The 26812-nt window shown below is 67.1% G+C and carries 27 protein-coding genes and 1 other RNA gene; 22 read left to right on the forward strand and 6 right to left on the reverse strand.

The genetic code is table 11. The features are described 5' to 3' along the window. Positions 1 to 35: 35 nt before the first annotated feature. Together WEA80_12285 and WEA80_12290 are read right to left on the reverse strand one after the other, a co-directional pair. The gene (locus WEA80_12285; protein ID MEX1187360.1) at positions 36 to 458 is read right to left on the reverse strand and encodes a secondary thiamine-phosphate synthase enzyme YjbQ; all 423 of its coding nucleotides are present in this window, start codon (positions 456 to 458) and stop codon (positions 36 to 38) included. An 86-nt stretch (positions 459 to 544) separates the two neighbouring features. Further along, positions 545 to 1729: a P1 family peptidase gene (locus tag WEA80_12290; protein MEX1187361.1), complete on the reverse strand. Its 1185-nt coding sequence runs from the start codon at positions 1727 to 1729 to the stop codon at positions 545 to 547. 175 nt (positions 1730 to 1904) lie between these two features. Here WEA80_12290 and tal point away from each other — a divergent pair, with 175 nt between their 5' ends. From tal to WEA80_12395, 21 genes are all read left to right on the forward strand, one after another. Further along, positions 1905 to 3038, forward strand: coding sequence for a transaldolase (tal, locus tag WEA80_12295; protein MEX1187362.1), 1134 nt, complete (start codon positions 1905 to 1907; stop codon positions 3036 to 3038). Then, positions 3035 to 4450 carry a pyruvate kinase gene (gene pyk, locus WEA80_12300; protein ID MEX1187363.1) on the forward strand — a complete coding sequence of 472 codons (1416 nt, stop codon included), beginning with the start codon at positions 3035 to 3037 and terminating at the stop codon, positions 4448 to 4450. Before tal ends, pyk begins: the two co-directional genes overlap by 4 nt. Continuing rightward, the gene (locus WEA80_12305; protein ID MEX1187364.1) at positions 4447 to 5226 is read left to right on the forward strand and encodes an MBL fold metallo-hydrolase; all 780 of its coding nucleotides are present in this window, start codon (positions 4447 to 4449) and stop codon (positions 5224 to 5226) included. Before pyk ends, WEA80_12305 begins: the two co-directional genes overlap by 4 nt. Beyond that, positions 5226 to 6608 carry a glucose-6-phosphate isomerase gene (locus WEA80_12310; protein MEX1187365.1) on the forward strand — a complete coding sequence of 461 codons (1383 nt, stop codon included), beginning with the start codon at positions 5226 to 5228 and terminating at the stop codon, positions 6606 to 6608. Before WEA80_12305 ends, WEA80_12310 begins: the two co-directional genes overlap by 1 nt. Positions 6609 to 6706: 98 nt before the next feature. After that, entirely contained in the window at positions 6707 to 8125 is a 1419-nt protein-coding gene (locus WEA80_12315; protein ID MEX1187366.1) for a class II fructose-bisphosphate aldolase, read from the forward strand. Further along, complete coding sequence (locus WEA80_12320) at positions 8118 to 8552, forward strand: hypothetical protein (protein MEX1187367.1); 435 nt, start codon at positions 8118 to 8120, stop codon at positions 8550 to 8552. Before WEA80_12315 ends, WEA80_12320 begins: the two co-directional genes overlap by 8 nt. A 1-nt stretch (position 8553) precedes the next feature. Continuing rightward, a complete protein-coding gene (locus WEA80_12325) occupies positions 8554 to 10044 on the forward strand; it encodes a sigma-54 dependent transcriptional regulator (protein ID MEX1187368.1) in 1491 nt (496 codons plus the stop codon). A gap of 9 nt (positions 10045 to 10053) precedes the next feature. Next, a complete protein-coding gene (locus WEA80_12330) occupies positions 10054 to 10479 on the forward strand; it encodes a YtxH domain-containing protein (GenBank protein MEX1187369.1) in 426 nt (141 codons plus the stop codon). A gap of 17 nt (positions 10480 to 10496) precedes the next feature. Further along, positions 10497 to 11411: a YihY/virulence factor BrkB family protein gene (locus WEA80_12335; protein ID MEX1187370.1), complete on the forward strand. Its 915-nt coding sequence runs from the start codon at positions 10497 to 10499 to the stop codon at positions 11409 to 11411. 202 nt (positions 11412 to 11613) lie between these two features. Next, a complete protein-coding gene (locus WEA80_12340) occupies positions 11614 to 11844 on the forward strand; it encodes a hypothetical protein (protein MEX1187371.1) in 231 nt (76 codons plus the stop codon). Positions 11845 to 11951: 107 nt separating this feature from the next. Further along, positions 11952 to 12048, forward strand: an RNA gene (ffs, locus tag WEA80_12345) — signal recognition particle sRNA small type. Between the two features lie 111 nt (positions 12049 to 12159). Next, positions 12160 to 13572 (forward strand): DNA polymerase III subunit gamma/tau, encoded by a 1413-nt coding sequence (dnaX, locus tag WEA80_12350; protein ID MEX1187372.1) that lies wholly within the window; start codon positions 12160 to 12162, stop codon positions 13570 to 13572. Positions 13573 to 13644: 72 nt separating this feature from the next. After that, the gene (locus WEA80_12355) at positions 13645 to 13962 is read left to right on the forward strand and encodes a YbaB/EbfC family nucleoid-associated protein (protein ID MEX1187373.1); all 318 of its coding nucleotides are present in this window, start codon (positions 13645 to 13647) and stop codon (positions 13960 to 13962) included. After that, positions 13962 to 14552 (forward strand): recombination mediator RecR, encoded by a 591-nt coding sequence (recR, locus tag WEA80_12360; protein MEX1187374.1) that lies wholly within the window; start codon positions 13962 to 13964, stop codon positions 14550 to 14552. Before WEA80_12355 ends, recR begins: the two co-directional genes overlap by 1 nt. Next, positions 14549 to 14818: a hypothetical protein gene (locus tag WEA80_12365; protein ID MEX1187375.1), complete on the forward strand. Its 270-nt coding sequence runs from the start codon at positions 14549 to 14551 to the stop codon at positions 14816 to 14818. Before recR ends, WEA80_12365 begins: the two co-directional genes overlap by 4 nt. Positions 14819 to 14847: 29 nt before the next feature. Then, the gene (locus tag WEA80_12370; protein ID MEX1187376.1) at positions 14848 to 15525 is read left to right on the forward strand and encodes a GTPase domain-containing protein; all 678 of its coding nucleotides are present in this window, start codon (positions 14848 to 14850) and stop codon (positions 15523 to 15525) included. A gap of 13 nt (positions 15526 to 15538) precedes the next feature. After that, entirely contained in the window at positions 15539 to 16228 is a 690-nt protein-coding gene (locus WEA80_12375) for a CDP-alcohol phosphatidyltransferase family protein (GenBank protein ID MEX1187377.1), read from the forward strand. Between the two features lies 1 nt (position 16229). Next, the gene (locus WEA80_12380) at positions 16230 to 17477 is read left to right on the forward strand and encodes a competence/damage-inducible protein A (GenBank protein MEX1187378.1); all 1248 of its coding nucleotides are present in this window, start codon (positions 16230 to 16232) and stop codon (positions 17475 to 17477) included. 9 nt (positions 17478 to 17486) lie between these two features. Further along, entirely contained in the window at positions 17487 to 18110 is a 624-nt protein-coding gene (locus WEA80_12385) for a nucleotide exchange factor GrpE (GenBank protein ID MEX1187379.1), read from the forward strand. An 18-nt stretch (positions 18111 to 18128) separates the two neighbouring features. After that, positions 18129 to 19229: a J domain-containing protein gene (locus tag WEA80_12390; protein ID MEX1187380.1), complete on the forward strand. Its 1101-nt coding sequence runs from the start codon at positions 18129 to 18131 to the stop codon at positions 19227 to 19229. 174 nt (positions 19230 to 19403) lie between these two features. Next, positions 19404 to 19820: a four helix bundle protein gene (locus WEA80_12395; GenBank protein MEX1187381.1), complete on the forward strand. Its 417-nt coding sequence runs from the start codon at positions 19404 to 19406 to the stop codon at positions 19818 to 19820. 48 nt (positions 19821 to 19868) lie between these two features. Here the strand turns inward: WEA80_12395 and WEA80_12400 are convergent, their stop codons facing one another. Then, the gene (locus tag WEA80_12400; GenBank protein MEX1187382.1) at positions 19869 to 20960 is read right to left on the reverse strand and encodes a cupredoxin family copper-binding protein; all 1092 of its coding nucleotides are present in this window, start codon (positions 20958 to 20960) and stop codon (positions 19869 to 19871) included. Next, positions 20957 to 21193 carry a plastocyanin/azurin family copper-binding protein gene (locus WEA80_12405; GenBank protein ID MEX1187383.1) on the reverse strand — a complete coding sequence of 79 codons (237 nt, stop codon included), beginning with the start codon at positions 21191 to 21193 and terminating at the stop codon, positions 20957 to 20959. The genes WEA80_12400 and WEA80_12405 overlap by 4 nt, the downstream gene beginning before the upstream one ends. A gap of 293 nt (positions 21194 to 21486) precedes the next feature. Here WEA80_12405 and WEA80_12410 point away from each other — a divergent pair, with 293 nt between their 5' ends. After that, complete coding sequence (locus WEA80_12410; protein ID MEX1187384.1) at positions 21487 to 22317, forward strand: helix-turn-helix domain-containing protein; 831 nt, start codon at positions 21487 to 21489, stop codon at positions 22315 to 22317. A 74-nt stretch (positions 22318 to 22391) separates the two neighbouring features. On the opposite strand, the gene WEA80_12415 is transcribed toward WEA80_12410, so the two are convergent. Both WEA80_12415 and WEA80_12420 read right to left on the reverse strand, forming a co-directional pair. Beyond that, positions 22392 to 23843: a RagB/SusD family nutrient uptake outer membrane protein gene (locus WEA80_12415; GenBank protein ID MEX1187385.1), complete on the reverse strand. Its 1452-nt coding sequence runs from the start codon at positions 23841 to 23843 to the stop codon at positions 22392 to 22394. Further along, the gene (locus tag WEA80_12420; GenBank protein ID MEX1187386.1) at positions 23843 to 26764 is read right to left on the reverse strand and encodes a SusC/RagA family TonB-linked outer membrane protein; all 2922 of its coding nucleotides are present in this window, start codon (positions 26762 to 26764) and stop codon (positions 23843 to 23845) included. Before WEA80_12420 ends, WEA80_12415 begins: the two co-directional genes overlap by 1 nt. Between the last annotated feature and the right edge of the window lie 48 nt (positions 26765 to 26812).

Here is a 26812-nt window from a genome sequence, read left to right on the forward strand (position 1 = left end):
GTCACTAGTCACTAGTCACTAATCACTAGTCACTACTATTCCCCCATCGCCTTGATAACCACCCGCTTCGGCCTCTGCCCGTCCCACTCGCCGTAGAAAACCCTCTGCCAGGGCCCGAAGTCGAGCTCGCCCTTCGTCACCGGCACGATCACTTCGTGGCCGACAGTCAATGAGCGCAGGTGCGCGGCGGCGTTGTCCTCGCCGGTGCCGGTGTTGTGCCTGTAGGCATCCGGGTCCCACGGCGCGATACGCTCCTCGAGCCACTTGAGGATGTCCTGCCAGAGGCCCGACTCGTGATCGTTCACGAAGACGGAGGCGGATATGTGCATGGCGGACACCAGCACCATTCCCTCGGTGATCCCGGCCTTCGCGCGACATCCTTCCACGAGATCGGTGATGTCGATGATTTGCTGTCGCTTCTTGGTGGTGAACGTGTGGTAGGTGGTGTGCGTTTTCATGCGGCAAAGTTGGTGAGTATCCAGCAAGCCAGTAAGCCAGTTTGCCAGAGAACACTGGCCTTCTGGCTTACGGTCTCACTGGCTGCTCACTCACTTGAGGGGTTGAGCGCGTTGTATTTGCGAAGAACTTCCAGCGTACGATCGATCGGCAGCGGCTCCACGGTCGTGCCGCGATAGCGAACCGTCGTCGCGCGCAGCAGCGAATTGTAGATCGCCTCTTCGGTCGCCTCGACCACGGCTTCGTACAGGGGCGACATCCGGTCCTGCCGGAGCTGTGTCGTCGTCGCGACCGGCGAGGGCTCGCGGCCGTCGGTCGGTATCGCATTGCTCCGGCGAACCGACTCCGCCGTCGAGAAGGCGATGCTGAAGTCGCCCGAGCCGAAGGACGAGAAGGATCCCGTCCGCGCGAGACCCAGCGAGGCGCGCTGCGCGAGCGACTCGAGCGCGAACGCGTCCAGCGGCGCGTCAGTCGCGATCACGATGATGATCGAGCCGCGGCCGTCGGCGTCACCTGAGCCACGCTCGAGTCTGTCGGCGAAGGAATACCTGCCGAGCTCGCGCCCGACCGGCGCGCCGTTCATCGTGAGAATGCCGCCGAAGTTGGATTGCACGAGCACACCCACGGTGTATTCGCCGATCCGCAGCGCCGCGGGGATGCGGCGCGAGCTGGTGCCGATTCCGCCTTTCCAGCCGAACGCGACGGTGCCGGTTCCCGCGCCGACGCTCCCTTCCTCGACTGCGCCCGCCCGCGCGTTCGCGAGCACCTCGCGGACGTGCTCCGGCCGGATCGGGCGCGAACGGATATCGTTCAGTCGGCCGTCGTTCGTCTCGCCCACCAGCGGATTTATCGATCGCACGGTCTCCATCCCCGGCTGCGCCAGCAGGTGCTCGACGAGCCCGTCGGCGGCGCGCCACACGCACAGCGTGCACGTCAGCAGGATCGGCGTCTCCAGCTCGCCCAGCTCCCGCACCTGCGCGATGCCGAGCATCTTGCCGAATCCGTTGAGCACGTGAACGGCGGCCGGCACGCGATCGCGATAGAGATTCCCCGCGTGCGGAAGAATCGCAGTGAGCCCCGTAGCCACGGTGTCTCCCTCGCGCAGCGTCAAACTTCCGACGAGCACGCCCGGCACGTCGGTGATCGCATTGTGCGCGCCCGGCGGGAAGATCCCTACGCGAAGGCCAATGTCGCGCGCGCGTGGGCGGTCCTGGGCCTCGGCCGGTGGAACCGCGCCGCCCAGCAGAACACAGATAAACAAGAAGTTCCGCATGATGGTCAACCTCCAGGGTCGTCCAAATATCCCTATTCTCAAAGCTCAGCGCTGATGGCTGACTGCTCACAGCCCGGATTCCCCGTCCGCATTCCTGGAGCCACCGAGCCGCGAGACCAAGCACGAAGTTACCTTTGAGGGTATCCCGCACGACGACGCACAAGAGGCAACCGACATGACTACCAACCGCCTGCAGCAACTCCACGACGCCGGCGTGTCCATCTGGCTCGACTTCATCGATCGCGAGCTCCTCTCGAGCGGCCGCCTGCGCCGCATGATCGAAGAGGACTTCGTGACGGGCGAGACCACCAATCCGACGATCTTCGAGAAAGCGCTGGCCGAAGGACACGAGTACGACGACCAGCTCACCGCAGCGCCGCGCGAGCTCACGCCCGCCCAGCTGTTCGAGCTGGTCGAGACGGAGGACGTGCGCACGGCGTGCGACATATTCACCGACGTGTACGCGCGGACCAGCGGGGGCGACGGCTACGTCTCGATAGAGGTCTCGCCCGCCGCGGCCAACGATGCCGAGGCGACGGTCCGCGAGGCCCGGCGACTGTGGCGCGCGGTCGACCGTCCCAACCTCATGGTGAAAGTGCCGGGGACCGCCGAGGGCACGACCGCGGTGCGGCAGCTCATTAGCGAGGGAATCAACGTCAACATCACCCTGCTCTTCGCGATCAACGCGCACGCGCGCGTCATCGACGCGTATATCGCGGGGCTCGAGGACCGCTTGCGCGCGGGCAATACGATCGACGGGGTCGCCTCGGTGGCGAGCTTCTTCGTTAGCCGCGTGGACAGCGAGGTCGACAAGCGTCTCGAGCAGATCGCGGCCACGAAGCCGGAGACCGAGAAGGAGCACATTCTGCGTCTGCGTGGGAAGGCCGCGATCGTGAACGCGAAGCTCGCGTACCGGCTGTTCGAGGCGAAGTTCTCGGGCGAGCGCTGGGAGCGCCTCGCGGCGAAGGGCGCGCGGCTGCAGCGCCCGCTCTGGGCCAGCACCAGCACCAAGAACCCGGCGTACAGAGACACGCTGTACGTCGAGGAGCTGATCGGTCCCAACACGGTCAACACGCTCCCGCCGGCCACGCTCGAGGCGTTCCGCGATCATGGCGTGGTGAAGCAGTGCCTGACCGAGGGGCTGGATCAGGCGCAGCTGTGTCTCGCGGAGCTGGAGGCGGCGGGCGTCTCGATGGAAGAGGTGACCGACAAGCTGCTCGTCGACGGGCTCGCGAGCTTCCAGAAATCCTTCGATCAGCTGACGGCGGGACTCGCGAAGAAGATGAGCCTGCTCGTCCACGCTACGTGACAACGAAACACACTCTCCGCACGAAAATCGTCTGCACGCTGGGCCCCGCGACGGCGACTCCTGACGCCATTCGGGGCCTGATTCAGGCGGGGATGAACGTGGCCCGCATCAACTTCTCCCACGGGACGGCCGCCGAGCATATAGATACGATCGGGTTCATCCGGGCCGCGGCGGCGGCGCTGGGACAGCCCGTCGCGATTCTCGGCGACCTGCAGGGCCCGCGCATCCGGATCGGCGACCTGCGCCAGACCGTCGTGCTGAACCAGGGTGACGACATCGTGCTCGTGCACGAGGGAGAAGAGGCGCCGGACGAGTTTCCCGTCACGTACGAGCACCTCGCGACCGACGTGCACGTCGGCGACCGGATCCTGGTGGACGACGGGTTGATCGAGCTGGTCGTCCTCGACATCGAAGGGATCCGCGTGCGCGCGCGGGTGATCCACGGCGGCGAGCTGCGGAGCCACAAGGGGCTGAACCTCCCCGGGATTCACGTGTCCGCGCCGTCGATCACCGCGAAGGACGCGATCGACATCGACTTCGCCGTGGAGCACGATCTCGACTACCTGGCCCTCAGCTTCGTGCGGCGCGCGGAGGACATCGAGTCGCTGCGGGTGCGACTGCCGCGGCACGTGCTCATCGTAGCGAAGATCGAGAAGGAAGTAGCGCTCGAGAACATCGACAGCATCATCCGCGCGGCGGACGCGGTGATGGTCGCGCGCGGCGACCTCGGCGTGGAGCTGCCGTACGAGGAGGTCCCGATGGCGCAGAAGCGGATCATCGCGCTGGCCAACCGCATCGGCCGGCCCGTGATTACCGCGACGCAGATGCTGGAATCGATGATCGAGCATCCGCGTCCGACCCGCGCCGAGGCGAGCGACGTCGCCAACGCGATCCTCGACGGCACCGACGCGGTGATGCTCTCCGCGGAGACCGCGGCCGGCGCGTACCCGAGGCTCGCCGCCGAGGCGATGCGGCGCATCATCACCGAGACGGAGCAGCATCCGCAGGAGAGGGCCGCCAGAGAAGGTCCGCTCGGACTCGAGGGCGTGGTGCCCACCGAGCTCGCCATCGCCGCGTCCACCGTCGTCGCTGTGCAGCTGCTCGCGACTCCGCTCGTGGTCGTCTTCACCAAGAGCGGGTTCTCCGCGCGGGTCGTCGCGGCCTACCGTCCCGGCGTGCCGATACTCGCGCTGACCGATCAGCCGCGGACGTACCGCCAGCTGGCGCTGGTCTGGGGCGTCATTCCGGAGCTCGTTCCGCACTGCGATACGTACGAGGACATGATGAAGCTCGCGCGCGACGTGGTGATCCGCCGGCAGCTCGCCGCGGAAGGCGACCGCCTGGTGGTCACCGCGGGCGTGCCGTTCGACGTTCCCGGCACCACCAACCTGCTCAAGGTGGAGCGCGTGTGAAGCTCACCTTTCTCGGCACCGGCACCAGCTTCGGCGTGCCGCAGGTCGGCTGCCACTGCGCGGTGTGCCGCTCCACCGATCCGCGCGACAAGCGGACCAGGGTGGGCGCCGTGATCGAGACCGACGGCGGGACGCGATTGCTCGTGGACACGCCGCCCGAGCTGCGCATGCAGCTCATCGCGGCCGCGATCGACCGCGTGGACGCGGTGCTGTTCACCCACGACCACGCGGATCATACGCACGGGCTGGACGACGTCCGCGCCATCACCGTGCGACGGGACGGGCCGATCACGATGTACGGTCCCGCTGACTCGCTCGAGCGGCTGTCGCGCAGATTCGCGTACATCTTCGACGCCGGCGTGCGGGCGCTGCCGGGGACGTCGAAGCCGGAGGGCGTGCTGCGGCCGCTGGCCGACGGCGAGACCGCCACGATCGGTGACGTGGAAGTTCGCGCGGTCGCGCTGCCGCACGGGCCCGTCACCGTGTTCGGTTATCGCGTCGGCAACCTCGGCTACATCACCGACGCGCAGGTCGTGCCGGAGTCGGCACTGGAGATATTTCGCGGCGTGAAGGTGCTCGTGCTCAACGCGCTGTTCAGGACGGAGCACCCCACGCACCTGAGCCTGCCCGAAGCCGTGCGCGCCGCGCGCGCGATCGGCGCCGAGCGGACGTACCTCACGCACCTCACGCACGACAACTTGCACGCGGACCTCGAGGCCGAGCTGCCGCGGGGAATCAGCCCGGCCTTCGACGGCCTCACGGTCAGGATCGACTGATGGCGCTCACGATCGACTACACCAACATGATGGCGACCGCCGTGACGGGCGGAATATCCGCGAGCGAGTGGGCGGCGTCGGCCGCCGCGTTCGAAGCGGCGCACGCGCGCTTTCGCGAGCTGGCGGCGAGCGGGGTGGTCGGGTTCGTGGACGTCGCCACCGACGAGAAGCTACTGGGGCAGTCGCTGGCGTTCGCCGAATCGGCCCGGGGCAAGTTCGACGACGTCGTGGTTCTCGGGATCGGGGGCTCCGCGCTCGGGACGATCGCGCTCCGGACGGCGCTGCTCAAGCCCGGCTGGAACGCGCTGGGGGCGGCGGAGCGGGGCGGGCGGCCTCGCCTGCACGTGCTCGACAACGTCGATCCGGTGACCATCGCGGCGCTGCTGGACCGGCTCGATCTCGCGCGGACGCTGTGGATCGTGATCTCGAAATCGGGCGGCACCGCGGAGACGATGTCGCAGTTCCTGATCGTGCACGCGCGGTACGGCGCGGCCGGCCTGGCGCCGGCCGGCAATTTCGCGTTCGTGACCGACCCGGAGCAGGGCGCGCTCCGGCCGCTGGCGCGGACGCTCGGCGTGCACGCGCTGGACATTCCACCGAACGTCGGCGGGCGCTTCAGCGTCATGACGCCGGTCGGCATCCTCCCCGCGGCGCTCGCGGGGATAGACGTGCGCGCGCTGCTCGCCGGAGCGGCCGACATGGCGCGCCGCTGCGAGACGGCGGATCTGCGCCGGAATCCGGCGGGAGTGTACGCCGTGTTGCAGTGGCTGAGCGACACGGCGCACGGCAAGGCGATCAACGTCTTCATGCCGTACTCTGACCAGCTGCGTGACCTGGCGGACTGGTTCGTGCAGCTCTGGGCGGAGAGTCTCGGCAAGGCGCGGCGCGACGGCTCGTTCGTCGGCCAGACGCCGCTCGCCGCGCTCGGCGCGACGGACCAGCACAGCCAGGTGCAGCTGTTCATGGAAGGTCCGGAGAACAAGACGGTGACGTTCGTCGGCGTGCGGGAGCGCGACGTGGATCTGGCTATGTCCGGCGCCTTCCCGGACGTGACCGGGGTGGCGTATCTCGCGGGCCACTCGCTGGCCGAGCTGATGGGCGTGGAGCTGCGGGCGACGGCGGGCGCTCTGGCCAAACGCGGGAGGCGGAACCTCACGATCGAGCTGGAGCGGGTGGACGCGTGGCACCTCGGCGGGCTGATGCTGCTGCTGGAGCTCGCCACCGCGTACGGAGGACAACTGTACGGGGTCGACGCCTTCGACCAGCCCGGCGTGGAGTTGGGCAAGCAGTTTGCTTACGCAATGCTCGGGCGGCCCGGCTCCGAGGCGGCGATCAAGGAGTGGGAAACGCTGCCGAAGCCGGATGAGAGATGGCAGGTTTAACAGGAACGGCGCTCTTGGCTGTTGGCTCTTGGCTGTTGGTCACTCCAACTGCCAACAATAAGCCAATAGCCAACAGCCAATAGCCAATAGCTGATTCAATGACTCAAAACGTGAAACAATCCGGGATTCTCGGCGGCGCGGTGGAGATCGTCAAAGGCTCCGTCGTCGTACGCGACGAAAAGGCGATTGCGTCCGAGCGCTTCGACCAGCTCGCGCGCGCGGCGGTCTTCGGCGAAGGGCAGGCGAGGGACGACGCGCGCTGGCTCATCTGGGAGATCGGGCAGCAGCTGGGCATACGCTGCTCGTCGATCCACGAGCTGTACATCGCCCGCGGACGGGGAGAGGTCTCCGGCTTCACCGTTCCCGCGATGAACGTGCGCGGGCGGGTGTACGACACAGCGCGGTCCATCTTCCGCACCGCGGTCAAGCTCGACGCGGGCGCGTTCATCTGCGAGATAGCCAGGTCGGAGATCGCGTACACCGATCAGCGGCCGGCGGAGTACGTGGCGGTGATGCTCGCCGCCGCGCTGCGCGAGGGATTCCGCGGGCCGCTGTTCATTCAGGGCGACCACTTCCAGGTGAACGCCAAGAAGTTCGCCGTGGACCCGGTGACCGAGGTCGCCGCGGTGAAGCAGCTCATCACCGAAGCGGTGGACGCCGGTTTCTACAACATCGACGTCGACACCTCGACGCTGGTGGATCTGTCCAAGCCGGATCTCGACGCGCAGCAGCGCGTCAACTACGAGCAGGCGGTGGAGCTCACGCGCTACGTGCGCGAGAGGGAGCCGGAGGGGATCACGATCTCCGTCGGCGGGGAGATCGGCGAGGTTGGCACGGAGAACAGCACGGAGCCGGAGCTGCGCGCGTTCATGGACGGCTTCAACCGGCTGCTGCGCGAGCGCGCGCCGGGAGCGCAGGGGTTGTCCAAGATCAGCGTGCAGTCGGGAACCACGCACGGCGGGGTGGTGCTGGCGGACGGCTCGATTGCCGACGTGAAGATCGATCTCGACACGCTCGCGCGGCTGTCGAAAGTCGCGCGCGAGGAGTACGGGCTCTCGGGCGCGGTGCAGCACGGAGCCTCGACGCTGCCCGACGGCGCGTTCAACAATTTCCCCAGGACCGAGACCGCGGAGATCCATCTCGCGACGAACTTCCAGAACATGCTGTACGACCAGCTCCCGGTGGAGCTGCGGCAGGAGGTCTACGCCTGGCTGTCGGCCAACGCGAAGGAAGAGCGCAAGCCGTCGGATTCCGACGAGCAGTTCTTCTACAAGACGCGGAAAAAGGCCCTGGGGCCGTTCAAGCGCAGACTGTGGGACCTCTCCGCGGACACCGGGCAGGCGCTCGCGCGGGCGTACGACGAGAAGTTCGAGTTTCTGTTCCGGCAGCTCGGCGTCGCGGGCACCCGGGGGATCGTGCAGCGTCACGTCACGATGGTCGAGCGCCATCGTCCGGCTCCGCACGAAGGGATGCCGGTCATCGAGGCGGCACCCGATGACGCCGACCTCAGTGACTAGCACTTCCGGAGCGACTTCCTGCGCGGCGCTGCTGCGCGACGTGCATCGCCGGCTCATGCACGAGGTGAACAACGCGGCGAACGGTGTCGCTGTGAACCTCGAGGTCGTGCGGACCCGTACGGCGGGGCTGGAGGGCGCGCACCAAGCGGGCCCGTTCGCGGAGAGGGCGTCGGAGCAGTTCGAGTCCTTGACCGCGCTGCACGAGATCCTGCGGGCTCTGCTGCAGCTCACGATCGACTGTCTCGAGCAGAAGAGCTGCAGCTGCCGGCTGTCGCCTTCGGGCGGCGCGTTCGAGATTGTGTTCGAGGGAACCGTCATACCGCGCGCGTTGAGCGCCGAGAGAGGGGGCTCCGCGCAGATCAGCATGAGGAACAGCCCCGACGGCGTTATATTAACCGTCCCGCGTACCACCCCCAGCAGCGAATAACTTGGCCACGAAAAAGCCGCGCATTCTGATCGCCGACGACGAGCGATCGATCACCGATGGTCTCAGCGCCATCCTGACCGACGAGGGCTACGACGTGGCCGTCGCGGCCGATGGCCAGCAGGCGTTCCAGAAGCTCCAGGCCGACGGGTTCGGCGTAGTCCTGGCCGACCTGATGATGCCCAAGCTGGACGGTCTCGCGCTGATGAAGCAGCTCCAGGAGAGCGGCATTCCGACGGAGTGCATCATCATCACCGGCCAGGCGTCGGTCGCTTCGGCGGTGCAGGCCATGCGCGAGGGCGCATACGACTACATCGAGAAGCCGCTGAACGCGGAGAAGCTGAACCGGCTCAAGGCGCTCATCCCCAAGGCGCTCGAGAAGTACTCGGTGCAGGAGCAGAACCGCGAGCTGACCTCGCAGCTGCAGGGACTCACGCATTTCGGCGAGCTCACCGGGAAGTCGGAGGAGATGCGCGCCGTGTACCAGGTGATACACGCCGTGGCGCCGTCGACCGCGAACGTGCTGATCCTCGGCGAATCGGGCACCGGCAAGGAGCTGGTGGCGCGGGCGCTGCACACGAAGAGCGAGCGGGCGAAGGGCCCGTTCCTGGCGCTGAGTTGCGCCGCGCTGCCGAAGGACATCCTCGAGAACGAGCTGTTCGGCCACGAGAAGGGCGCGTTCACCGGCTCCACGAACGAGAAGGCGGGCGCGTTTGAGATGGCGGACGGCGGCACGCTCTTTCTCGACGAAGTGGCGGAGATGCCGACCGACATCCAGGTCAAGATTCTGCGCGCGCTCGAGACGCGCACGATCCGGCGGCTCGGCGGCAAGAAGGAGATCGAGGTCGACATCCGCATTCTCGCCGCGACCAACCGCGACCTGCAGAAGGCCCTGGACGAGGGTGACCTACGCGACGACCTGTACTACCGGCTCGCCGTCGTGGAGCTGTTTCTCCCGCCGCTACGCGAGCGGATGGGCGACATCAAGCTGCTGGCGGACGAGTTCCTGCTGCGGTTCGCGCAGCAGAACGGGAAGAAGATCAAGGGCTTCTCGGACGAGGCGTGGGACTGGATCGTGTCGTACAACTGGCCGGGCAACGTCCGCGAGCTCAAGAACGCGGTGGAGCGGGCCGTGATCATGGCGCGCGGCGACATCGTCTCGGCGACGGACATCATGCCGCGGCATCTGCGGGTCTCGTCGGAATCGTCCATGGTCTCGCTGCCGGCCGGTGCCACGGTGGCGGACGCGCGGCGGCAGCTGGTGCTGCGCACGTTCGCGTCCACCGGCGGCGATCACCTGCGCACGGCGAAGATCGTTGGACTGCCCCCCGAGGAAGTGCGCTCCGAGCTCGGGGCCATGCTCGCCGGCGGGAACGGCGCCGACCAGTCGCGTGCCGCGGCCGGCGTGAACAGTGAGACCTCCGCTGCCGCGGGCAGAAGTGGAAAGAGTCAGGCGAAGCCCAAGGCAAAAGCGAAATCCACGAAGCGACGTTAGGAGTCCCATATGTCACGGTATGAATTCGAAGACGAGCCGTACGTAGTGATCGAGAAGACCGAGTCCGGGATCGGCACGTTCCTGCTCGGCGCGCTCGCCGGCGCCGCGGTGGCGCTGCTGTTCGCGCCCAGGACCGGCGTGGACACGCGGGCCGAGCTGACGCGGGCCGCCCGCCGCGCGCAGGAGAGCGCGCGCGACATGGTGGACGACGTCGCGGAATCGCTCGGCGAGACGCTCGAGAGCGCGCGCACCGCCGTCGAGCGGCAGGTAGAGTCCGCGCGCGGCGCCGTCGAGGTGAAGCGCTCGCAGGTGACGCAGGCGATCGACGCGGGGAGGGAGGCCGCGCGCCAGGCGCGTGAGGATCTCGAGCAGCGCATCGCGGACACCAAGTCGCAGAGCGCGCGGGCGAGGAGCGGATCGAGCAACCGGGCGTAGTTCCGGCGCAGGGCCCGATGTCGCGGAGGAAGCGTGCTTTCCCCCTCCGCCTCGGGTGGATGCTCCGCGATTACTCCAGGCGCGTGTGGGACAACAGCGCCGAGGACAACATCTTCTTCCTCGCCGGCGGGATCGCCTTCAACCTGCTGCTGGCGATCGTCCCCTTCGTCCTGCTGCTCGCCGGCGGGCTCGGCTACTTCCTCGAGCACACGCCGGAGGTGCGCGCCCGCGAGATCGCCACGCTCGTGGCGACCTTGCTCCCGATGGAATCCACCGACGCGAGCCAGCCCGTCGTCCGGCTGCTGATGGAGATTCTCGAGAGTCGCGGCACGGTTCAGCTCGTGAGCGCGATCGGCTTCGTGTGGTTCTCCACCCGGCTGTTCGGCTCGGTGCGAAGCGTGCTCGCTTCGATCTTCGACATCGAGTCCGACCGCGGGATCATCGCCGGCAAGATCTTCGACATCAAGGTCACGATCGTCGCGACGGTCCTGCTGGTCGGTTACATAGTGCTCAGCGCGTACCTCGCGCTGGCCACCACGCAGGGGTCCACGCTGCTGGTGGAGCTGGGGCTGCGCCGCGACGTGATGGGTAACGTCGAGTATACGATTGGCCGGATCATCGCTTTTATCTCGATCGCGATTCTCTTCTTCTCGCTGTACAAATTCCTCCCGAAGCGGAAGATCCGCTGGCAGATGGCGCTGGTCGCGGCGACGTTCAGCAGCGTGATGTTCGAGCTCGCGAAGGGCGTGTTCGGATTCATGATCGTCTCGTTCTCGGCGCAGACCATGTACACGGGGACCGTCGCGGCCGCGGTGATCACGGTGATCTGGGTCTACTACGGAGCTTTGATCTTCATCCTGGGTGGCGAAGTGGGGCAGGTATTCGAGCTCAGGCGTGTGCGGAAGCTGCAACGGGAGGTTTTCGAGGACTGATTTTGGCTACTGGGATGCTCACGGCCTGGATTCCGCCTGGAGTATTCCAGGAGACCGTCTCCTCCACGGCCTGGATTCCCCTTCAGTATCCCAGTAGGCTGCGCAGAAGGCCGAGCCAACAGTTTGCCGGAAGCCGTCCGTTTGGAACGAAGCTTGCCACTAACCTCCGACGAGAGCACACACACACTCCGGGAGGATTTCCGTGCGCAAGGTGGTATTAGCTGCGGCCCTATTGGCGGTCGCGACGGTTGCTGGATGCAAGAAGACGGGCGAAGGCGAGTTCGAGGTCGAGCGGCCGGTCATTGGCACGGTGACCGACACGATCAACACGCCATCCATCGGAATGGATACCGCTACGGTTACAGTCCCGACCATTGGGACCGACACGCAGCAGATCCGCGTTCCGACCATCAATCCGCCCGGCAACAACTAGTCGCAGCCGGTCGAAGAAAAGGCCGCTCCGGTTTCCGGAGCGGCCTTTTTTTGGGCTCCTGTCCGGGTTCTTCGAGGGCGGAAAAAGCGGTATATTTCGGGTGGTGCTCCAGGTCCCGGAGGGCGTAGGCCCGCTAACTCCGTCAGGACCCCGAAGGTAGCAGCGGCATGCGGTGTTCGACGTTGCTCCGTCAGGCCTGGAGTGCCACTACTGGGGGGCATGGTGAAGGTGGACGGTTGGGTCGGGCGCTCGCGCAGCCCGGATCCGGTTCATCGCCCGGCCCCCCTTCTTTTTTCCGCCGCTCCGGACACGCCGATGGCTCTCGCACTCGCCCGCAAGTACCGCCCGCGAAAGTTCGCCGAAGTCGCCGTCCAGTCGCACGTGTCGAACACGCTGCGCGGCGCGATCGCGAGAGGCAGAGTGGCGCACGGCTACCTGTTGTGCGGCCCCCGCGGCGTGGGCAAGACGACCCTCGCCCGGGTGCTCGCGATGGCGCTCAACTGCGAGGCGCGCTCGCCCGACGGCGAGCCGTGCGGCGAATGTCTCTCCTGCACCAGGATCTGGAGCGGGTCGTCCTGCCTGGACGTGGTCGAGATCGACGCGGCGTCGAACCGCGGCGTGGACGACGCCCGCGAGCTGCGCGAGCGCGCGATGTACGCGCCGAGCGGGGATGAGAGCTACAAGGTGTACATCGTGGACGAGGCGCACATGCTCACCCGCGAGGCCTGGAACGCGCTACTCAAGATCCTCGAAGAGCCGCCGCCCCGCGTCGTGTTCGTGTTCGCCACTACCGAGCCGCAGAAGATCGCGCAGTCCGCCGCGCCCGTGCTGAGCCGGCTGCAGCGGTTCGATCTCAAGCGAATCGGCCAGGGCGAGATCTCCGAGCGCCTCCGCCACGTGCTGGCGAGCGAGGGAATCGAGGGCACTCCCGACGCGATCGCGATGATCGCGCGCGCCGCGGACGGCTCCATGCGCGACGCGCTCAGCTTCGCCGATCAGGTCGTCGCCACCAGCGACGCGGGAATCACGGCCGATTCCGTGCGCGAGGCGCTCGGCCTGGTGGCGGAAGACGAGTACATCGCGGTCCTCGACCTCGTCGCCGAGAAGCGCGCCGCGGACGTATTTCCGACGGTGCAGCGGCTGGCCGACGCCGGGATCGACTTCGGGGTCTTCCTCGCCGGGCTCGCCGACGTGCTCCGTGCGCAGCTGGCCGTCGCGCTCGGCGGTGAGGCGCCCGGCGTCGCCGCGCGCACCAGGGACGCGCTGGCGAAACACGCGCGCACGTTCGCGCCCGGCGATCTCCTGCGGATGCTCGGCGCGCTCAGCGAGATGGAGCCGCGCTTCAGGAAAAGCGGACAGCAGCAGCTCCTGGTGGAGATGCTGCTGGTGAGATTCGCGCTCATCGATCGGTCGGTGCGGATCGAGGAGCTGCTCGACGAGATTCGCGGCGGCGGCGCGCCGCAAGCGCCGCCGCGCGGACCGGCCCCGCGGACCAATGCGGCGAAGTCGCCGGCTCCGCGGCAGGCGACGCCCGCCCCTGCCGCGCCCACGATCGCGGTGGAACGGAGCGCCGCGATCAATCCCGCGGTGGAAGCCGGCTTTCTCGAGGCGGCGAAGGGACGCATGACCAACGAATCCGTAACACAGCAGCGGCTCGCCTCGCTGCGGCAGAAGGATCCGGTGCTCGGCGCGACCATCGACGCGCTCGACCTCGAGCTGATCGATTGATTTTTCGCGCTCGCGCGGGTGCGTCTTCGGCGCGACGCCGGTAGATTAACCCGCACTCAACCAGGGTCGGAAATGGCGGATTTCATGAAGATCATGCAGCAGGCCCAGCAGATGCAGGGCAAGCTGCAGCAGATCCAGGAGGAGCTGGCTCTGCGGACCGTGTCCGCGAGCTCGGGCGGAGGCATGGTTACCGTCGACGCCGACGGCAAAGGCCAGATCACCCGCGTCAAGATCGATCCCTCCATCGTCGACGCCAAAGAGGTCGAGATGCTCGAGGATCTCATCACCGTCGCGGTAAGCGAGGCCCAGACCAAGGCCGCGGAGATGGCCAAGGAAGAGATGGGCAAGCTTGCGGGCGGGCTCAACCTGCCGTTCGGCTTCCCGGGCTGATGTCGGTCATCGACGATCTCACGACCGAGCTGGCCAGGCTGCCCGGCATAGGTCGGAAGACTGCGCAGCGACTGACGTACCACCTGCTCAAGCAGCCGCCCGACCAGAGCCGGAAGCTTGCGAGCGCGCTCACGACGCTGGCGGAGAAGGTTCGCCGGTGCGACCGCTGCTTCAATCTTACCGAAGACGCCATCTGCACCATCTGCGCGGACGCGCGCCGTGACGCCGCGATCATATGCGCCGTCGAGGAAGCCTCCGACATCGGCGCCATCGAGCGCGCCGGCGAGTATCGCGGAACGTACCACGTGCTCGGCGGGCGGCTCTCCCCGCTCGACGGCATCGGCCCCGACGACCTCACCATTCCGCAGCTGGAACAGCGCGTGTCGGGCGGCGTGGTGCGCGAAGTGATCATCGCCACCAACCCGAGCATGGAAGGCGAAGCCACGGCGCTGTACGTGCAGCGGCGGCTGGCCGGCTACCCGCTGACGGTGTCGCGCATAGCGCGCGGCCTGCCCGTGGGCGGCGACCTCGAGTACGCCGACGGCGTGACGATCGCGCAGGCGCTCACCGCGCGGCGGGCGATGCTGTGACGAAGCGCGCAAGGATGACCGCCGCGGGATTCCTCGGCGGCGCGGCGCTCGGCACGTTTCTCTGGAGCATGATCCAGCACAACTGCAGGCGCGAGCTGTTCAGCGGCCGGCCGTTCCGGCGCTACATGGCGCTGTCGTACCTGCGGACGCGCGGCGACGTCGAGACCGCGCGGCTGCTGCGCGAATATGTGGGCTGGGAGAGCAACGCGGTCCTGCGGAAGCGCGCGCAGCGGATCCTGCGCGGCGTCGAAGGGCGGGTGGCGTGATCGCCGGAATACCGAGTTAGGAGCGCGCGATGTCGATGATCAACTACGCCTCGCGCGAGATCAACTGCAAGATCGTGTACTACGGTCCCGGACTCGGCGGCAAGACCACGAACCTCGAGCACGTGTACGGCAAGGTGAAGCCGGAGACGCGCGGGAAGCTGATCTCGCTCGCCACCGAGACCGAGCGCACGCTCTTCTTCGACTTCCTGCCGGTGGACCTCGGCACCATCCGCGGCTTCAAGACGCGCTTCCACCTGTACACCGTCCCCGGACAGGTCTACTACAACGCGAGCCGCAAGCTGATCCTCAAGAACGTGGACGGCATCGTGTTCGTCGCCGACTCGCAGCGGGAGCGCCTCGAGGCCAACCAGGAATCGATGCAGAACCTGTACGACAACATGGCCGAGTACGGCTACGACATCACCAAGATGCCGTTCGTCGTGCAGTACAACAAACGGGACCTGCCCAACATCTCGACCGTGGAGGAGATGCAGGCGTCGCTCAACCCGGGCTGGGAGGTCACCGATCCCGGCCGGCAGCGCGTCGCGCCGGATCCGTATCACGCGGGCCAGAACCTCGTGGACCAGACGCCCGACGGACAGTGGATCGAGCGCGCGCCGCACTTCGAGGGGATCGCCATCCGGGGCGACGGCGTGTTCGAGACCCTGAAGGCGGTCAGCAAGCTGGTCCTCAAGGCGCTGGCGTGAGCGAGGCCGCGCGATGAACCTGCCGAACTCCCTGTCCGCCGCGCGCATCGCCACGGCGCCGTTCCTCCTCATACTCCCCTTCATCCCGTCCGTCGCGATGCGATTGACCGGCTTCGCGCTGTACATCGGCGCGGCGGTGACGGATTACTGGGACGGCAGGCTCGCGCGGACCCGCAAGCTCGAGACGGACCTGGGTCGCATGCTGGATCCGCTGGCCGACAAGATCCTGCTCGTCGCCACGCTGGTCCCGATCTACCTGATGATGCAGCCGCGCTACCACTGGCTGGCTCGCTTCCTCGGCGTCGAAGCGGATCCGCGCGCGTACCCCTTCGAGACTTTTTTCGGTCCCGTCGGACTGCCCTGGTGGATACTCGCGGCGGTGCTCGGGCGGGAGCTGTTCATGACGCTGTTCCGCGCGGCCGCCGCGCGCCGCGGCGTCATCATCTCGGCCATCGGACCGGCCAAGCTAAAAACCGGCTTTCAGGCGACGTGGATCGGCGCGGCTTACTTCTGGCTGTTCGCGGCGACGCTGGCGGCGGAAGCCCAGTGGGGCGGCTCTGTGTGGCACGCGTTCGCGCTGTTCAACGGCATGGTCGGGCTCGGCTCGATGACGGGCGCCGTCATTCTCACCATGTACTCGCTCGCGCTGTACATGCGCCGCTACTCCTACGTGTTCGCCCGGCAGACCACGACGACGCGGTGACATGCGGGTAGAGCTGATCACCATCGGTGACGAGCTCCTGCTTGGCTTCACGATCGACACCAACTCCGCGTTTCTGGGCGGCGAGCTGGCAGCGCTGGGCGTGGAGGTAGCGCGACGCGCAACGGTCGGAGACGACCGCGACGCCATCGCCGCGGCGGTGCGGGACGCGCTGGCTCGCGCCGATGGCGTGATCACCACCGGCGGACTCGGTCCCACCAGCGACGACGTCACGATGGGCGCCGTGGCCGCCGCTCTCGGAGTCGAGCTCGAGCGCAATGCCGCCGTCGTCGCGCGGCTGGAGGAGATCTGGCGCTCCCGCGGAAGATCGGAGCCGTTGCCGCCCGCCAATCTCTCGCAGGCCATGCTGCCGCGCGGCGCGCGGGTGTTGCCGAACAATCACGGAACCGCGCCCGGCGTGTTCGTCGAGCGCGCCGACAAGCGTTGGGTCGCCGTGCTGCCGGGCGTGCCCCGCGAGATGCGCGAGATGTTCAACGGCAGCGTGCGCGATCTGGTCCGCGCGGCCGCGCCGGGCGACAGTGTGGTTTTATCGCTCGCCGTGCGGACGACCGGCGTTCCGGAATCGCGGCTGCCCGCGCTGCTCGGCGATTACGCGGAGGGCGTGGACGGCTTGTCGCTGGCGTACCTCCCGGGCGTCGAGGGCGTCGACCTCAGGCTCACGGCGCGCGGACTGCCCGCCGCCGAGGCTGACGAGAAGCTCCGCGGGGCGGCGCGGAAACTTTCCACGCGTCTCGCGCCGTATGCATACGCGGAGGGCACGACCGATCTCGCGGAGGTCGTGCTCGCGGGCTGCCGGAGCGCGGGGCGGCGGCTCGCCGTAGCGGAGAGCTGCACCGGCGGCATGCTCGGCCAGCGACTCACGGCGATCGCGGGATCCAGCGACGTGTTCGCGGGTGGTGTGATCGCCTACGACAACGAGGTCAAGATCGAGCTGCTCGGCGTGGAGCGGGAGGCGATCGAGCGGCATGGCGCGGTTAGTGAAGAGATCGTGACCGCGATGGCGTCGGCCGCGCGCCGCCGGTTCGGCGTCGATCTCGGGGTGGGGATCACGGGCGTCGCCGGGCCGGGCGGTAGCTCCGTGGAGAAGCCGGTCGGAACGGTGTGGATCGCGCTCGCCACGCCGGACGAAATGGTCGCGAAGCAGCTGCGACTGCTCGGGGATCGGGACGAAGTTCGCCGGCGCGCGGCGCAGGCCGCGCTCGACTTGGTACGACGTTATTTCGCTGGTTAACTTGACGCCATGACACGGAAACACTCTCGCAGGAAGCAGGAAGAAGCGGAAGCCGAGATGCTGGAGCAGGAGCCGTTCGGCGAAGCGCCGCCTCCTTCGGCGTCACCGGCCCCGGACGACGAAGCGGCGCCGAACGAATGGCGGTCGGGCGGCGGCGCCGTGGACGTGGAGCCGCCGGGCGCGGCCAGCCGGCCCGCTCCCGTCGACGAGCACCGCGAGAAGTACCTGCGCCTCGCGGCCGAGTACGACAACTACAGGAAGCGCAGCCTCAAGGAGCGCGAGGAGGCCGAGTCGCGGGGACAGCGCGACCTGGTCAAGCAGCTCATCGAAGCGCTGGACGATCTCGCCCGCTTCGCGCACGTGGACCCCGCCGTCACCGATCCCACCACGATCGTCGAGGGCGTGCAGATGGTGGAGCGAAAGGTGATGAAGACGCTCAACGCCGCCGGGCTCGAGATCGTGAACCCCGTGGACGAGCAGTTCGATCCCGCGCGGCACGAGGCGGTGTCGACCGAGCCGGCGGTGGCGGAGGAGGACGATCACACGGTAGCGCGCGTGTATCAGCCGGGCTACGTGTTCAACGGCCAGCTCCTGCGTCCCGCGCGCGTGGTCGTGCGGCAGTGGAACGGCTGACGCAACCAGCTCCCTGACATGGCGCAGAAGGATTTCTACGCGGTCCTGGGACTGACCTCGAAGGCGACCGCCGACGAGATCAAGAAGGCGTACCGCAAGCTCGCTAAGCAGTACCACCCGGACGCGAACAGCAGCGATCCGAAGGCCGCCGAGCGGTTCAAGGAGATCTCGGAGGCGCACAACGTCCTCGGCGATCCGGAGAAGCGGAAGAAGTACGACGAGATGCGCAGTCTCGGCGCATTCGACGGCTTCACCCGCGGGCGGCGCGGCGCGTCGCAGCCGCGCGGCGGCTCGTCGATCAACTTCGAGGACTTCGACATCGGCGGTCTGGGCGGGCTCGGTGACCTGTTCGGCTCGATGTTCGGCGGCGGGGCGAAGCAGCGGTCGCGCGCCCCCGAGCAGGGGCAGTCGGTGGAGACGATGCTCGACGTCCCGTTCCGGACAGCCGTACTCGGCGGCAAGGTGCCGGTGGAGATGGAGGTGAGCGAGCAGTGCGCGACCTGCGGCGGCACGGGCGGCGCGCCGGGCAGCTCCGCGAAGGTTTGCGCCGAGTGCAATGGACGCGGGGTGTTGTCGTTCGCGCAGGGCGGGTTCGCGGTGAACCGGCCCTGCCCAGTGTGTCTCGGCAAGGGACAGGTCCCGTCGGAGCCGTGCAGGACGTGCGCGGGCCGCGGCGAGATCAGCAGCCGGAAGAAGGTGCTCATCACCGTTCCGCCGGGAACCGACACCGGCTCGAAGATCCGGATGAAAGGGCAGGGCGGGCGCGGACGGAACGGCGGTCCGGCCGGCGACCTCGTCATCGTGTTCAAGGTGAAGCCCGACAGGTTCTACACGCGCGAAGGGCTCGATCTCGTGGCCAAGGTGCCGATCAACATCGCGCAGGCGACGCTGGGCTCGAAGATCAACGTGAAGTCGATCGACGGAAAGAAGGTGAGTCTGCGGATCCCCGCCGGCACGCCGGCCGGCAAGCGGTTCCGGGTGCGGGGACTGGGAGTGCAGAAGGACACCGCGCGCGGGGATCTGATGGTCGAGGTGAGCGTGTCGGTGCCGGAGGAGCTGTCAGCGGAGCAGAAGAAGGCGATGGAGGATTTCGCGGCGGCGGGAGGGTTGAAGTACTAGCGCGAGATTCCGAAAAGCAGGGTTCGGGCAACAGGTTTCTGGTTCTGGGTTTTCGGTTAACTGACCGGTTGCAAGGTGACCCGGTCAAGGGTTCATGGTGTCGGTCGGAATGCTCCGGTTGTGTGCAGGATTGATTGGTTAGATACGGAGCGGTGCGTTCCGAGACTTTTCGGAATGCAGGATCACCGTAAGCTGCGCGTCTGGAAACACGCCCACGAGCTTGCACTCGTGGTGCGCGCAGCTACGAAAAGTTTTCCTTCGACCGGATACGGGTCGCTTCAGTCGCAGACGGTGCGGGCTGCGGAATCGATCGTGTTCAACATCGCCGAAGGTTGCGGCGCGGGGTCCCAGCGGGAATTTGCGCGCTTCCTTGGCATCGGCATCAAGTCCACTTTTGAGCTTGAAGCTGAGTGCGAGCTCGCCAAGGACTATGGCGTGTTGAGCGCGCCGGCCTGGGAAGATCTCTCGCAGCAAATCGGCAGCGCGCGGCGCATGCTCTTCGCCTTGAGAAACAAAGTCCTCCTTTCCCCCCACGCGGCACGCATGAACCTCAAACCTTCAACCGCTAACCGTGAACCGTCCACCAATTAGTTAACCGGACACCTGGAACCAAGAACCTGTTGCCCGGACCCGTTTTTATCAGGGCTCGACGACAACGGTTGCTTTCATCTGCGGGTGCGGCTCGCAATGGTAGGGAAACGACCCAGCCTGGGTGAACCGGTACGTGAACCTCCCGCCCTGATTGACGAACCCGCTCCCCCAGCTCTTGTCGTCCGCGGTCACCGTGTGCGCCAGCGGATCGCCGTTCACCCATTCGACCGTCTGCCCGACCTTGATGCGCAGCGTAGCCGGCGAGAACGCGAGGTCCTTGATGTTCACCCGCACTGTCGCACCTTCGGCCAGCTCCGCGGCCGGCTGGGGTGTGGGCGCGCTTCTGCGGAATATCCGCGACCACTGGGAAGCGGTGCCGAGGGGCGCGACGAAGGCGAAGCCGTACCGGACCGGCTCCGGTCCGTACGCCTTCTTCCGCGACGTTCCCTGGAGGGTCACCGCTCCTCCGTTCGTGGCGTGGAACGAGAAGTGGTGGCGGGTGCCGGGAAACGCGAACGCGATCGCGCCGCTCCACACGGTTCCCATCGTGTCCGGAGTGAAAGCGCGGCCGACGTCGCCGGCGAGCGCGAGATATTCGGTGAGATGGAAGACGGCGCCGGCGGCGCCGGCGAATCCGCCGTCGCCGGTACCGAACGCGTCGGAGAACGCGCGCGCCTCGCCCACGAGCGAGACGAACCCCGCGCGCGCCCGCGTGGTGATCGCGCCGTCGAAGCTGTTGGCCGCGGTATTGTAGGCGAATAGAGCGCTGATCGCGCCGCGGTTGCCCGACGGCCCGCGATACGCTGCCCACCATTGCGTCTCGTTGCCGCCGATGCTTTCGGCGCTCACCTCGCTGTTCGACGTGTAGTCGAGCCCGAGCGCGAGCCGGCTGCCGAGCGCGGTGCCGAAGGTCATCGTCGGAATGCTGATCAGCTCGTCGCCCCCTTCGACCAGCTCGAAGCGGTGCGACAGGATCAGGGCCGGCTGCCACCTGTCCAGGGTCCAGGCCGGGCGCGTATTGGGGGTGTAATCAATGAGTCGCTGGCCGGCGAGCGACGCCGGCGCCGCGGCCAGCAGTGCCAGCGCGGCGACGCGGACGCCGCGCGCTGCGCGGCGTCCGCCTGAGTGGATTTCCGTCATTGGACTACGACTGATCCGTTCATTCCCCCGTGCAGCGTGCAGCTGAAGTTGAACGTGCCGGCCGTGCCGAACGTGCGCTGGTTGCTTCCGGAGCTGTGATCGCCGATGTTGGCCGGCGCGCCCGTAGTCGCCGCGAAGGTGACGTTGTGCGTGATCCCACTGGTGTTGTTCCATGTGACCGTGCCGTTGACCGCGATCGTCACGCTGGCCGGGGCGAAGGAAGCCGCGCCCATGGTAAACGTCGATCCGGACGGCGGTGGCGGTGGTGGAGGAGGTGGAGGGGGTGGGGGAGTTATGTCGCCGCCCCCTCCACCGCCGCACGCAAGAACCGCGCTGAAGACCATTGCTCTCAACGACCACGGACGAAGTGCTGACATCATGGATGTTCCTCCTGTGTGGTTTACCGGAGCAGAATACCGCCGCAGGCCCGCGGCGGTCTTGTAGGACACGCCGGACGTTGGACGCGCGTGACCCTCGGCCAATTCGGCTGTTGCGCGGGCACGAGCGATGCTGCGATGTTGCAGACGTGAGCACCAACGGCTCGGACCTGGATCGCGCTGCGCGCTACCGCTCGCGGATGATGAGCGTGCCCGGCTTCTCGCTGTACCGGGGCGTCCATCCGCAGGGGACGGAGCTGCCCAGGCACATGCACGACGACCCCACGTTGTGTTACGTGCTGCGCGGCCGCTTCACGGAATACGTGGGCGGGCAGGCGGTGGACTGCCTGTCGGACTCGCTCAAGGTGACGCCCGCCGGCGAGACCCACTGGAACCGGTTCGGCGCGAGCGAAACGCACGGGCTTCGAATCGACGTGGACCGCCGCCGCTTCGTTGACTCCCGTCCCATTCACCAGCTGCTCGACGAGCGCATTCACGTATCCGGCGCGCACGCCGGCAGCATCGTCAACCGGCTGCTCGCCGAGCTCGATGCCGGCGACGAGTCCGCGGCGATCGCGATCGAGGGGCTGCTGCTCGAGCTACTCGCGACGCTCGCGCGGGAACCCATGCCCGTGAGCCCGGCGGACATGCCGCGCTGGCTGCACGAGGCGGACGAGATGATTCGCGAGCTCTACCCGTCCAAGATCGCGCTCAGCGGAGTGGCACGGGCAGTCGGTGTGGCACCGGCGACGCTAGCGAGAAGCTACCGGTCGGCTTTCCGGATCACGGTAGGGGAGCGCATCCGGCAGCTGCGGATCGAGCGCGCCGTGCGCGACCTGCTGGAGAGCGAAGAGCCGCTGTCCTCGGTTGCGCTGCGCGCCGGGTTCTACGACCAGAGTCATTTCACGAATCTTTTCAAGCGGCGCTTCGGGGTGACTCCGGCGCAGTACCGGCTCGCCGCGAATCGCCGGGTGGGCTGACGCGGTTGTTTCCAGAAAAAAAGGCCGGCAAGACTTTCGTCTTGCCGGCCTTTGTCATTTCCGAAGCTCGCTAGCTACGGCGCGCACGGAACCGACAGTCCGCGCGCATCGCACTCCGATGCCGGGACCAACATGTTCGGATGGATGACGTCGCCCGCCCTGTCCAGCGGCAACGTGGCCGTTCGGCCGTACCGTCGGGCGTCGATCCAGCGCGTGCCCTGCTGCCACAGCAGCGAGTACAGCCGGTTGTAGAGCAGCTCCGTCACGAACGCCGCATCGCTACTGACGATGGTGAGGCTCGACGCTGGCAACCCGCCGGCGTGCTGCCGGACGAGGTTTATGTCGTCGATTGCGCCGAGCTTGTTGGCGGTGTTCCACCGGATCTCAGCGCGGAGCAGCAGCAGCTCCTCGTTGGTGATCCAGGGAATGTCGGCGCCGGTGTTGGCCGCCGCTGGATCCGACGTGCTGTTGTACATGACCGGCTTGTGTGTGCCGGTCAGCTCGTTCAACGTGCGCGACCGCCCCGCGTCCATCGTCTTCGTGGTGAGGCGCAGGTCGGGCGGGCCGTCGCTACGGAGCTGCGCTCCGGTCACGACGGATGGATGGATCCAGTACGTGTTCGAGCTGAGCGCGGCCGTGACGGGGTTGGACAGTTCTCCCGCCGAGCCGGTGTAACCGAAGTACACTCCGTTCGCGAGCGAGCCCGGGAGCCCGGCCGTCGTCACGAACGATGCTCCGATCGCGGTGTTGGCCTCGGCCCAGCATGCCGAGCAGCTGTTGAACGTCGCCCGATGAACGAGTACGTCCGCCGCCAGCGCACGGTTGAACTGCAGGAACGTGGCGGGCGTCGTGAACCCGGTGTAACCGGGCACGAAGGTGAACGGGAATGCAGCTCCGCTGGCCTGGAGCTCCGCCGCGGCCTCATTCAGCAGCGTGGTGGCTGCCGCCATCGCGTCGGCGAACGGGACGAACGGTGCGGGATCGTCCGAGATGGCCCGGTCCACGTCGATCGGAATCCCCGTGGCGCCGCTGCGCACGGCCAGCCGGAAGAGGTGGTACGCCTTATACGTCTTGGCGAAGCCGGATGAGGCGCTCAGCTCGGCGGCGCTCAGACCGGTCGAATTGGCGAGAGCCGCGAGGTACGTGTTGATCGTTCGGATCGCCTGGTACTTGCCGAGCCAGGCGCCGCCTGATCGGCCGCCCGCGTCCTGCGGGCCGCGGATCTGCTCGCCCGTCTCGCGGGGGTCGTTGCCCAGGAGATTGTAGCCCTCGCGTCCGTAGATCGAATAGAACTCGAGCTCCGTGGGGAGGTCGTTGAAGGCCTGGATCTGAACGCCGGTCGCGTTCCGCGCCAGCACCGCGCGCGTCGGCGCCGCGGTCAACGCGTCCTGCGTGGGCGCGTTCGTGTCCTGTACGTTGAAGTCACGGCAGGAGGCGAGCGAGATGGCTCCCACCAGCACGACGCCTGCGCTGCGGGCGCGCATACCCACGCGCGCGCCCTGTATCCGTCGAAGTATGGAAGTCATCAGAACCCCAAGGTGATGTTGAGGAAAATGGCCCGGCTGGGCGGGTATGGCGCGACGTCGAGATTGTTGCGGATCGCCGCGGATCCGAGGTTTGCGACCTCCGGATCGAGCCCGCTGTAGTCCGACCAGGTGAACAGGTTGCGACCCGTGAGACTGACGCGCGCGTCGTCCACGCCCCATCTCATCCCGCGGAACATCGAAGGCGGAATGTCGACCCCGAGGCTCAGCTCGCGCAGCTTCACGAACGTCGCGTCCTCGATGTACGGGACGATCACGCCGTTGTTGTAGCCGTTCATGCGCTCGGCGTGCGCCTCACTTCCGAAATCCGCGGGAGTGCCCGCGTCGTCGTACAGGAACTGCGTGAGGTTGATGATGTCGCCGCCCTTCTGGTAGTCGAGCACTGCGTTGAGGCTCCAGCGGCCGAACGAGAAGTCGTTGACGAAGCCCATGCGGAAGTCCGGCGCGGTGTTTCCTATCGTGATGTCCGTCGCCGTCGTGCGCGTGCCGTCCGGGTTGAAGGCCCGGCCGATCAGCTGCGTCAGCGGGTCGCCGACTCGGATGAACGTGACGCCGAGTCCGCCGAAGCCGGAGAGGTTCGGGCGGAAGGGCGGCAGCCCCGCGAGGTCGAGAACTTCACTGTCGTACTTCGTGAACGTGCCGCGGGAAACCCACTGCATGTTCTCCCGCTGGATCGGCGTGAACCCGAGCCCGATCTCGACTCCCGTGTTCTTGATCTTGCCGCCGTTGAACACGCGGCTGGTGAAGCCGGTGGACGGCGCGGGCACACGCAGCAGCAGGAGGTTGGTGGTGTTCCGGTTGAATGTCGTGAGCTCCCATGTGAGCCTTCCGTTCATCGCGAACCCATCGAGCCCGAGCTCGATCTCCTTGACGCGCTCCGGCTCGACTCCCGGGAAGCCGGATGCACCGGCAATCGTGAATCCCTGCTGCCCGCCGAGCAGCGGCGTTCCCAGCAGAGTGAACTTCTGGCCGAACAGCGGCTGGTTGCCCGTCTCGCCGTAGGCGAAGCGCGGCTTGACCTCGCTGCCCATTCCCAGCAGGTTCAGGAACCGGAAGGAAGCCGACAGCTTGGGAAAGATGAAGTACTTGTCGATATCGCCGTTCACGCTGCTCTTCTCGGCGCGGAGTCCGCCCTGAACGAGCAGCCGGTCAGCGAACATGCGCAGCTCTTCCTGCGCGTACCAGGCGAAGGTCCTCTCCTGGCTCAGGTTCTCCGTTCCGGTCGTGATCGTTCCCTGGCCGACGTTTCGCTGGCCGGGCACGAGGTCCTGCGATCTGATTCTGCTCGTGTTGAGCTGGCGGTCCTCGTACTGAATACCGGCCGACGTCGTCGCGGACCAGAACCCGCCGGGGCTTAGCGCGTGGATCAGGTTGGCGTTCCAGTTGAAGGACTGGCTCCGGCCTGCCTGCTCGATCGCCTCACCGGGCAGCGACTGCGGTATCTCCGAGAACAGCTCGTTGGGCGTCCAGACGTCGTTGCTCTGCTGGAACGCGTCGAGCCCGCCACCGAGGACGAAGCGAAGCGACTGCCGGTCGCCGGCGATCGCGTTGTAGTTCAGCGTCGCGCCGCCGGTGAACCGGTTGGTCTCCTCGTGGTTGACCGCGAGGTTGGCGAGCTGAATGGTGTTCGACTGGATTCCCCAATCGGGGGTTACGAAGTTCCCGTTCGCGTCGCGACGCGAAAGGTCGACGAAGCTGGGCGTGTACGGAAAAGCGTAGCCGTGACACGCGTAGTTGTTACAGTTGTTGTTCCAGCCGCGGTCGTGCTCGGCGCGGTTGAACACAGTCGACAGCTTGACGTCGAACCGCGAATTCACGATCTGGTCGAGGTTTACGCGCAATCCCTGGCGTCGGAAGCCCGTGTTGGGCTCGATGCCGCCGTCGCGCTTGAACGTGGCTCCCACCAGGTAGCGGGTGTTCTCCGTTCCTCCGCTGACGTCAGCGGCGGTCTCCCAGGAAACCTCGCGGCCCGTGAACACCTTGTCGTAGTGGTTGAAGTACGGGTTCGGATCGGGAGTGAACCACTGGGCCACGCTCGTGCCGTACTTATCGACCGCCTCCGCCTGCGTGAACCGGCGGCTCTCGAGCGTCTTGAGCGGCGTGAACTGGCCGAGCCGCTGAGTGAGACGGACGCGCGGGCGTCCCTGCTGCCCGCGTCGGGTCGTGATGATGACCACGCCGTTCGCGGCCTTGGATCCGTAAATGGAAGACGCGGCCGCGCCTTTCAGGATCTCGATGCTGGCGATATCGGACGGGTTGATGTCGGCGACGCGGTTGACCGCGTCGTCTTCGGCCGTCGCGAAAGCCGCGTTAGTGACGACGCCTCGTCCGCTGGCGATCCGCGCGTTCGAGTAGATGACGCCGTCAATCACGTACAGCGGGTCGTACGCGCCGAGGATGGTGTTGTTGCCGCGGATCTGCATCTGGATTCCGCCGCCGGGGGCGCCGGAATTCGACTGGAGGTTGACTCCGCTGACTTTACCAGTGAGCGCGTTCTCGAACGTCGGCGCGGTCACCCGGGAGAGCTCTTCGCCGCTGACGTACGCGATCGCGGTCGTCGCGCTCCGCCGCTCGACAGTCGTCGCCTGTCCGGTGACGACCACTTCGCTGAGTCGGAAGAAGTCCTGGACGAGCACGATGTCGAGCGTGGACGTGCCGGCCGGTACCAGAATCTCCCGGCGCGTGTAACCGATGGCGCGGACCTGCAGCCGCACGTCGCCCGCCGGCGCGGTAATCGAGTAACGTCCGTCGGCGTTGGTGCGCGTCGTCCGGCCTTCGGCGACGTTGAGCACCGAGATCTGAACGTCCGGGACGGGATCGATCGAGCCGGAGCGGGTCACGCGACCCGATATCTGCCGTTCCTGTGCAGCGAGAAACGTCGGGACTACCAGCAGCAAGAGCATTGCTGCCAGGCTCGTTCGCAACAACGTGCGAGTGCCCATGGGTTCTCC

It is taken from the genome of Gemmatimonadaceae bacterium, assembly GCA_040882285.1.
GTDB lineage: Bacteria > Gemmatimonadota > Gemmatimonadetes > Gemmatimonadales > Gemmatimonadaceae > JACDCY01.

Excerpts from the sequence above, each read along its gene's own strand:
- recR (MEX1187374.1), top strand. The coding sequence starts at position 13,962 with ATGTCGGTCATCGACGATCTCACGACCGAGCTGGCCAGGCTGCCCGGC.
- WEA80_12390 (MEX1187380.1), top strand. The coding sequence starts at position 18,129 with ATGGCGCAGAAGGATTTCTACGCGGTCCTGGGACTGACCTCGAAGGCG.
- tal (MEX1187362.1), top strand. The coding sequence starts at position 1,905 with ATGACTACCAACCGCCTGCAGCAACTCCACGACGCCGGCGTGTCCATC.
- WEA80_12405 (MEX1187383.1), bottom strand. The coding sequence starts at position 21,193 with ATGGGCGCGGCTTCCTTCGCCCCGGCCAGCGTGACGATCGCGGTCAAC.
- dnaX (MEX1187372.1), top strand. The coding sequence starts at position 12,160 with ATGGCTCTCGCACTCGCCCGCAAGTACCGCCCGCGAAAGTTCGCCGAA.
- WEA80_12415 (MEX1187385.1), bottom strand. The coding sequence starts at position 23,843 with ATGACTTCCATACTTCGACGGATACAGGGCGCGCGCGTGGGTATGCGC.
- WEA80_12355 (MEX1187373.1), top strand. The coding sequence starts at position 13,645 with ATGGCGGATTTCATGAAGATCATGCAGCAGGCCCAGCAGATGCAGGGC.
- WEA80_12380 (MEX1187378.1), top strand. The coding sequence starts at position 16,230 with ATGCGGGTAGAGCTGATCACCATCGGTGACGAGCTCCTGCTTGGCTTC.
- WEA80_12290 (MEX1187361.1), bottom strand. The coding sequence starts at position 1,729 with ATGCGGAACTTCTTGTTTATCTGTGTTCTGCTGGGCGGCGCGGTTCCA.
- WEA80_12395 (MEX1187381.1), top strand. The coding sequence starts at position 19,404 with ATGCAGGATCACCGTAAGCTGCGCGTCTGGAAACACGCCCACGAGCTT.
- WEA80_12310 (MEX1187365.1), top strand. The coding sequence starts at position 5,226 with ATGGCGCTCACGATCGACTACACCAACATGATGGCGACCGCCGTGACG.
- WEA80_12315 (MEX1187366.1), top strand. The coding sequence starts at position 6,707 with ATGACTCAAAACGTGAAACAATCCGGGATTCTCGGCGGCGCGGTGGAG.
- WEA80_12420 (MEX1187386.1), bottom strand. The coding sequence starts at position 26,764 with ATGCTCTTGCTGCTGGTAGTCCCGACGTTTCTCGCTGCACAGGAACGG.
- WEA80_12335 (MEX1187370.1), top strand. The coding sequence starts at position 10,497 with ATGTCGCGGAGGAAGCGTGCTTTCCCCCTCCGCCTCGGGTGGATGCTC.
- WEA80_12400 (MEX1187382.1), bottom strand. The coding sequence starts at position 20,960 with ATGACGGAAATCCACTCAGGCGGACGCCGCGCAGCGCGCGGCGTCCGC.
- WEA80_12285 (MEX1187360.1), bottom strand. The coding sequence starts at position 458 with ATGAAAACGCACACCACCTACCACACGTTCACCACCAAGAAGCGACAG.
- WEA80_12385 (MEX1187379.1), top strand. The coding sequence starts at position 17,487 with ATGACACGGAAACACTCTCGCAGGAAGCAGGAAGAAGCGGAAGCCGAG.
- WEA80_12375 (MEX1187377.1), top strand. The coding sequence starts at position 15,539 with ATGAACCTGCCGAACTCCCTGTCCGCCGCGCGCATCGCCACGGCGCCG.
- WEA80_12370 (MEX1187376.1), top strand. The coding sequence starts at position 14,848 with ATGTCGATGATCAACTACGCCTCGCGCGAGATCAACTGCAAGATCGTG.
- WEA80_12330 (MEX1187369.1), top strand. The coding sequence starts at position 10,054 with ATGTCACGGTATGAATTCGAAGACGAGCCGTACGTAGTGATCGAGAAG.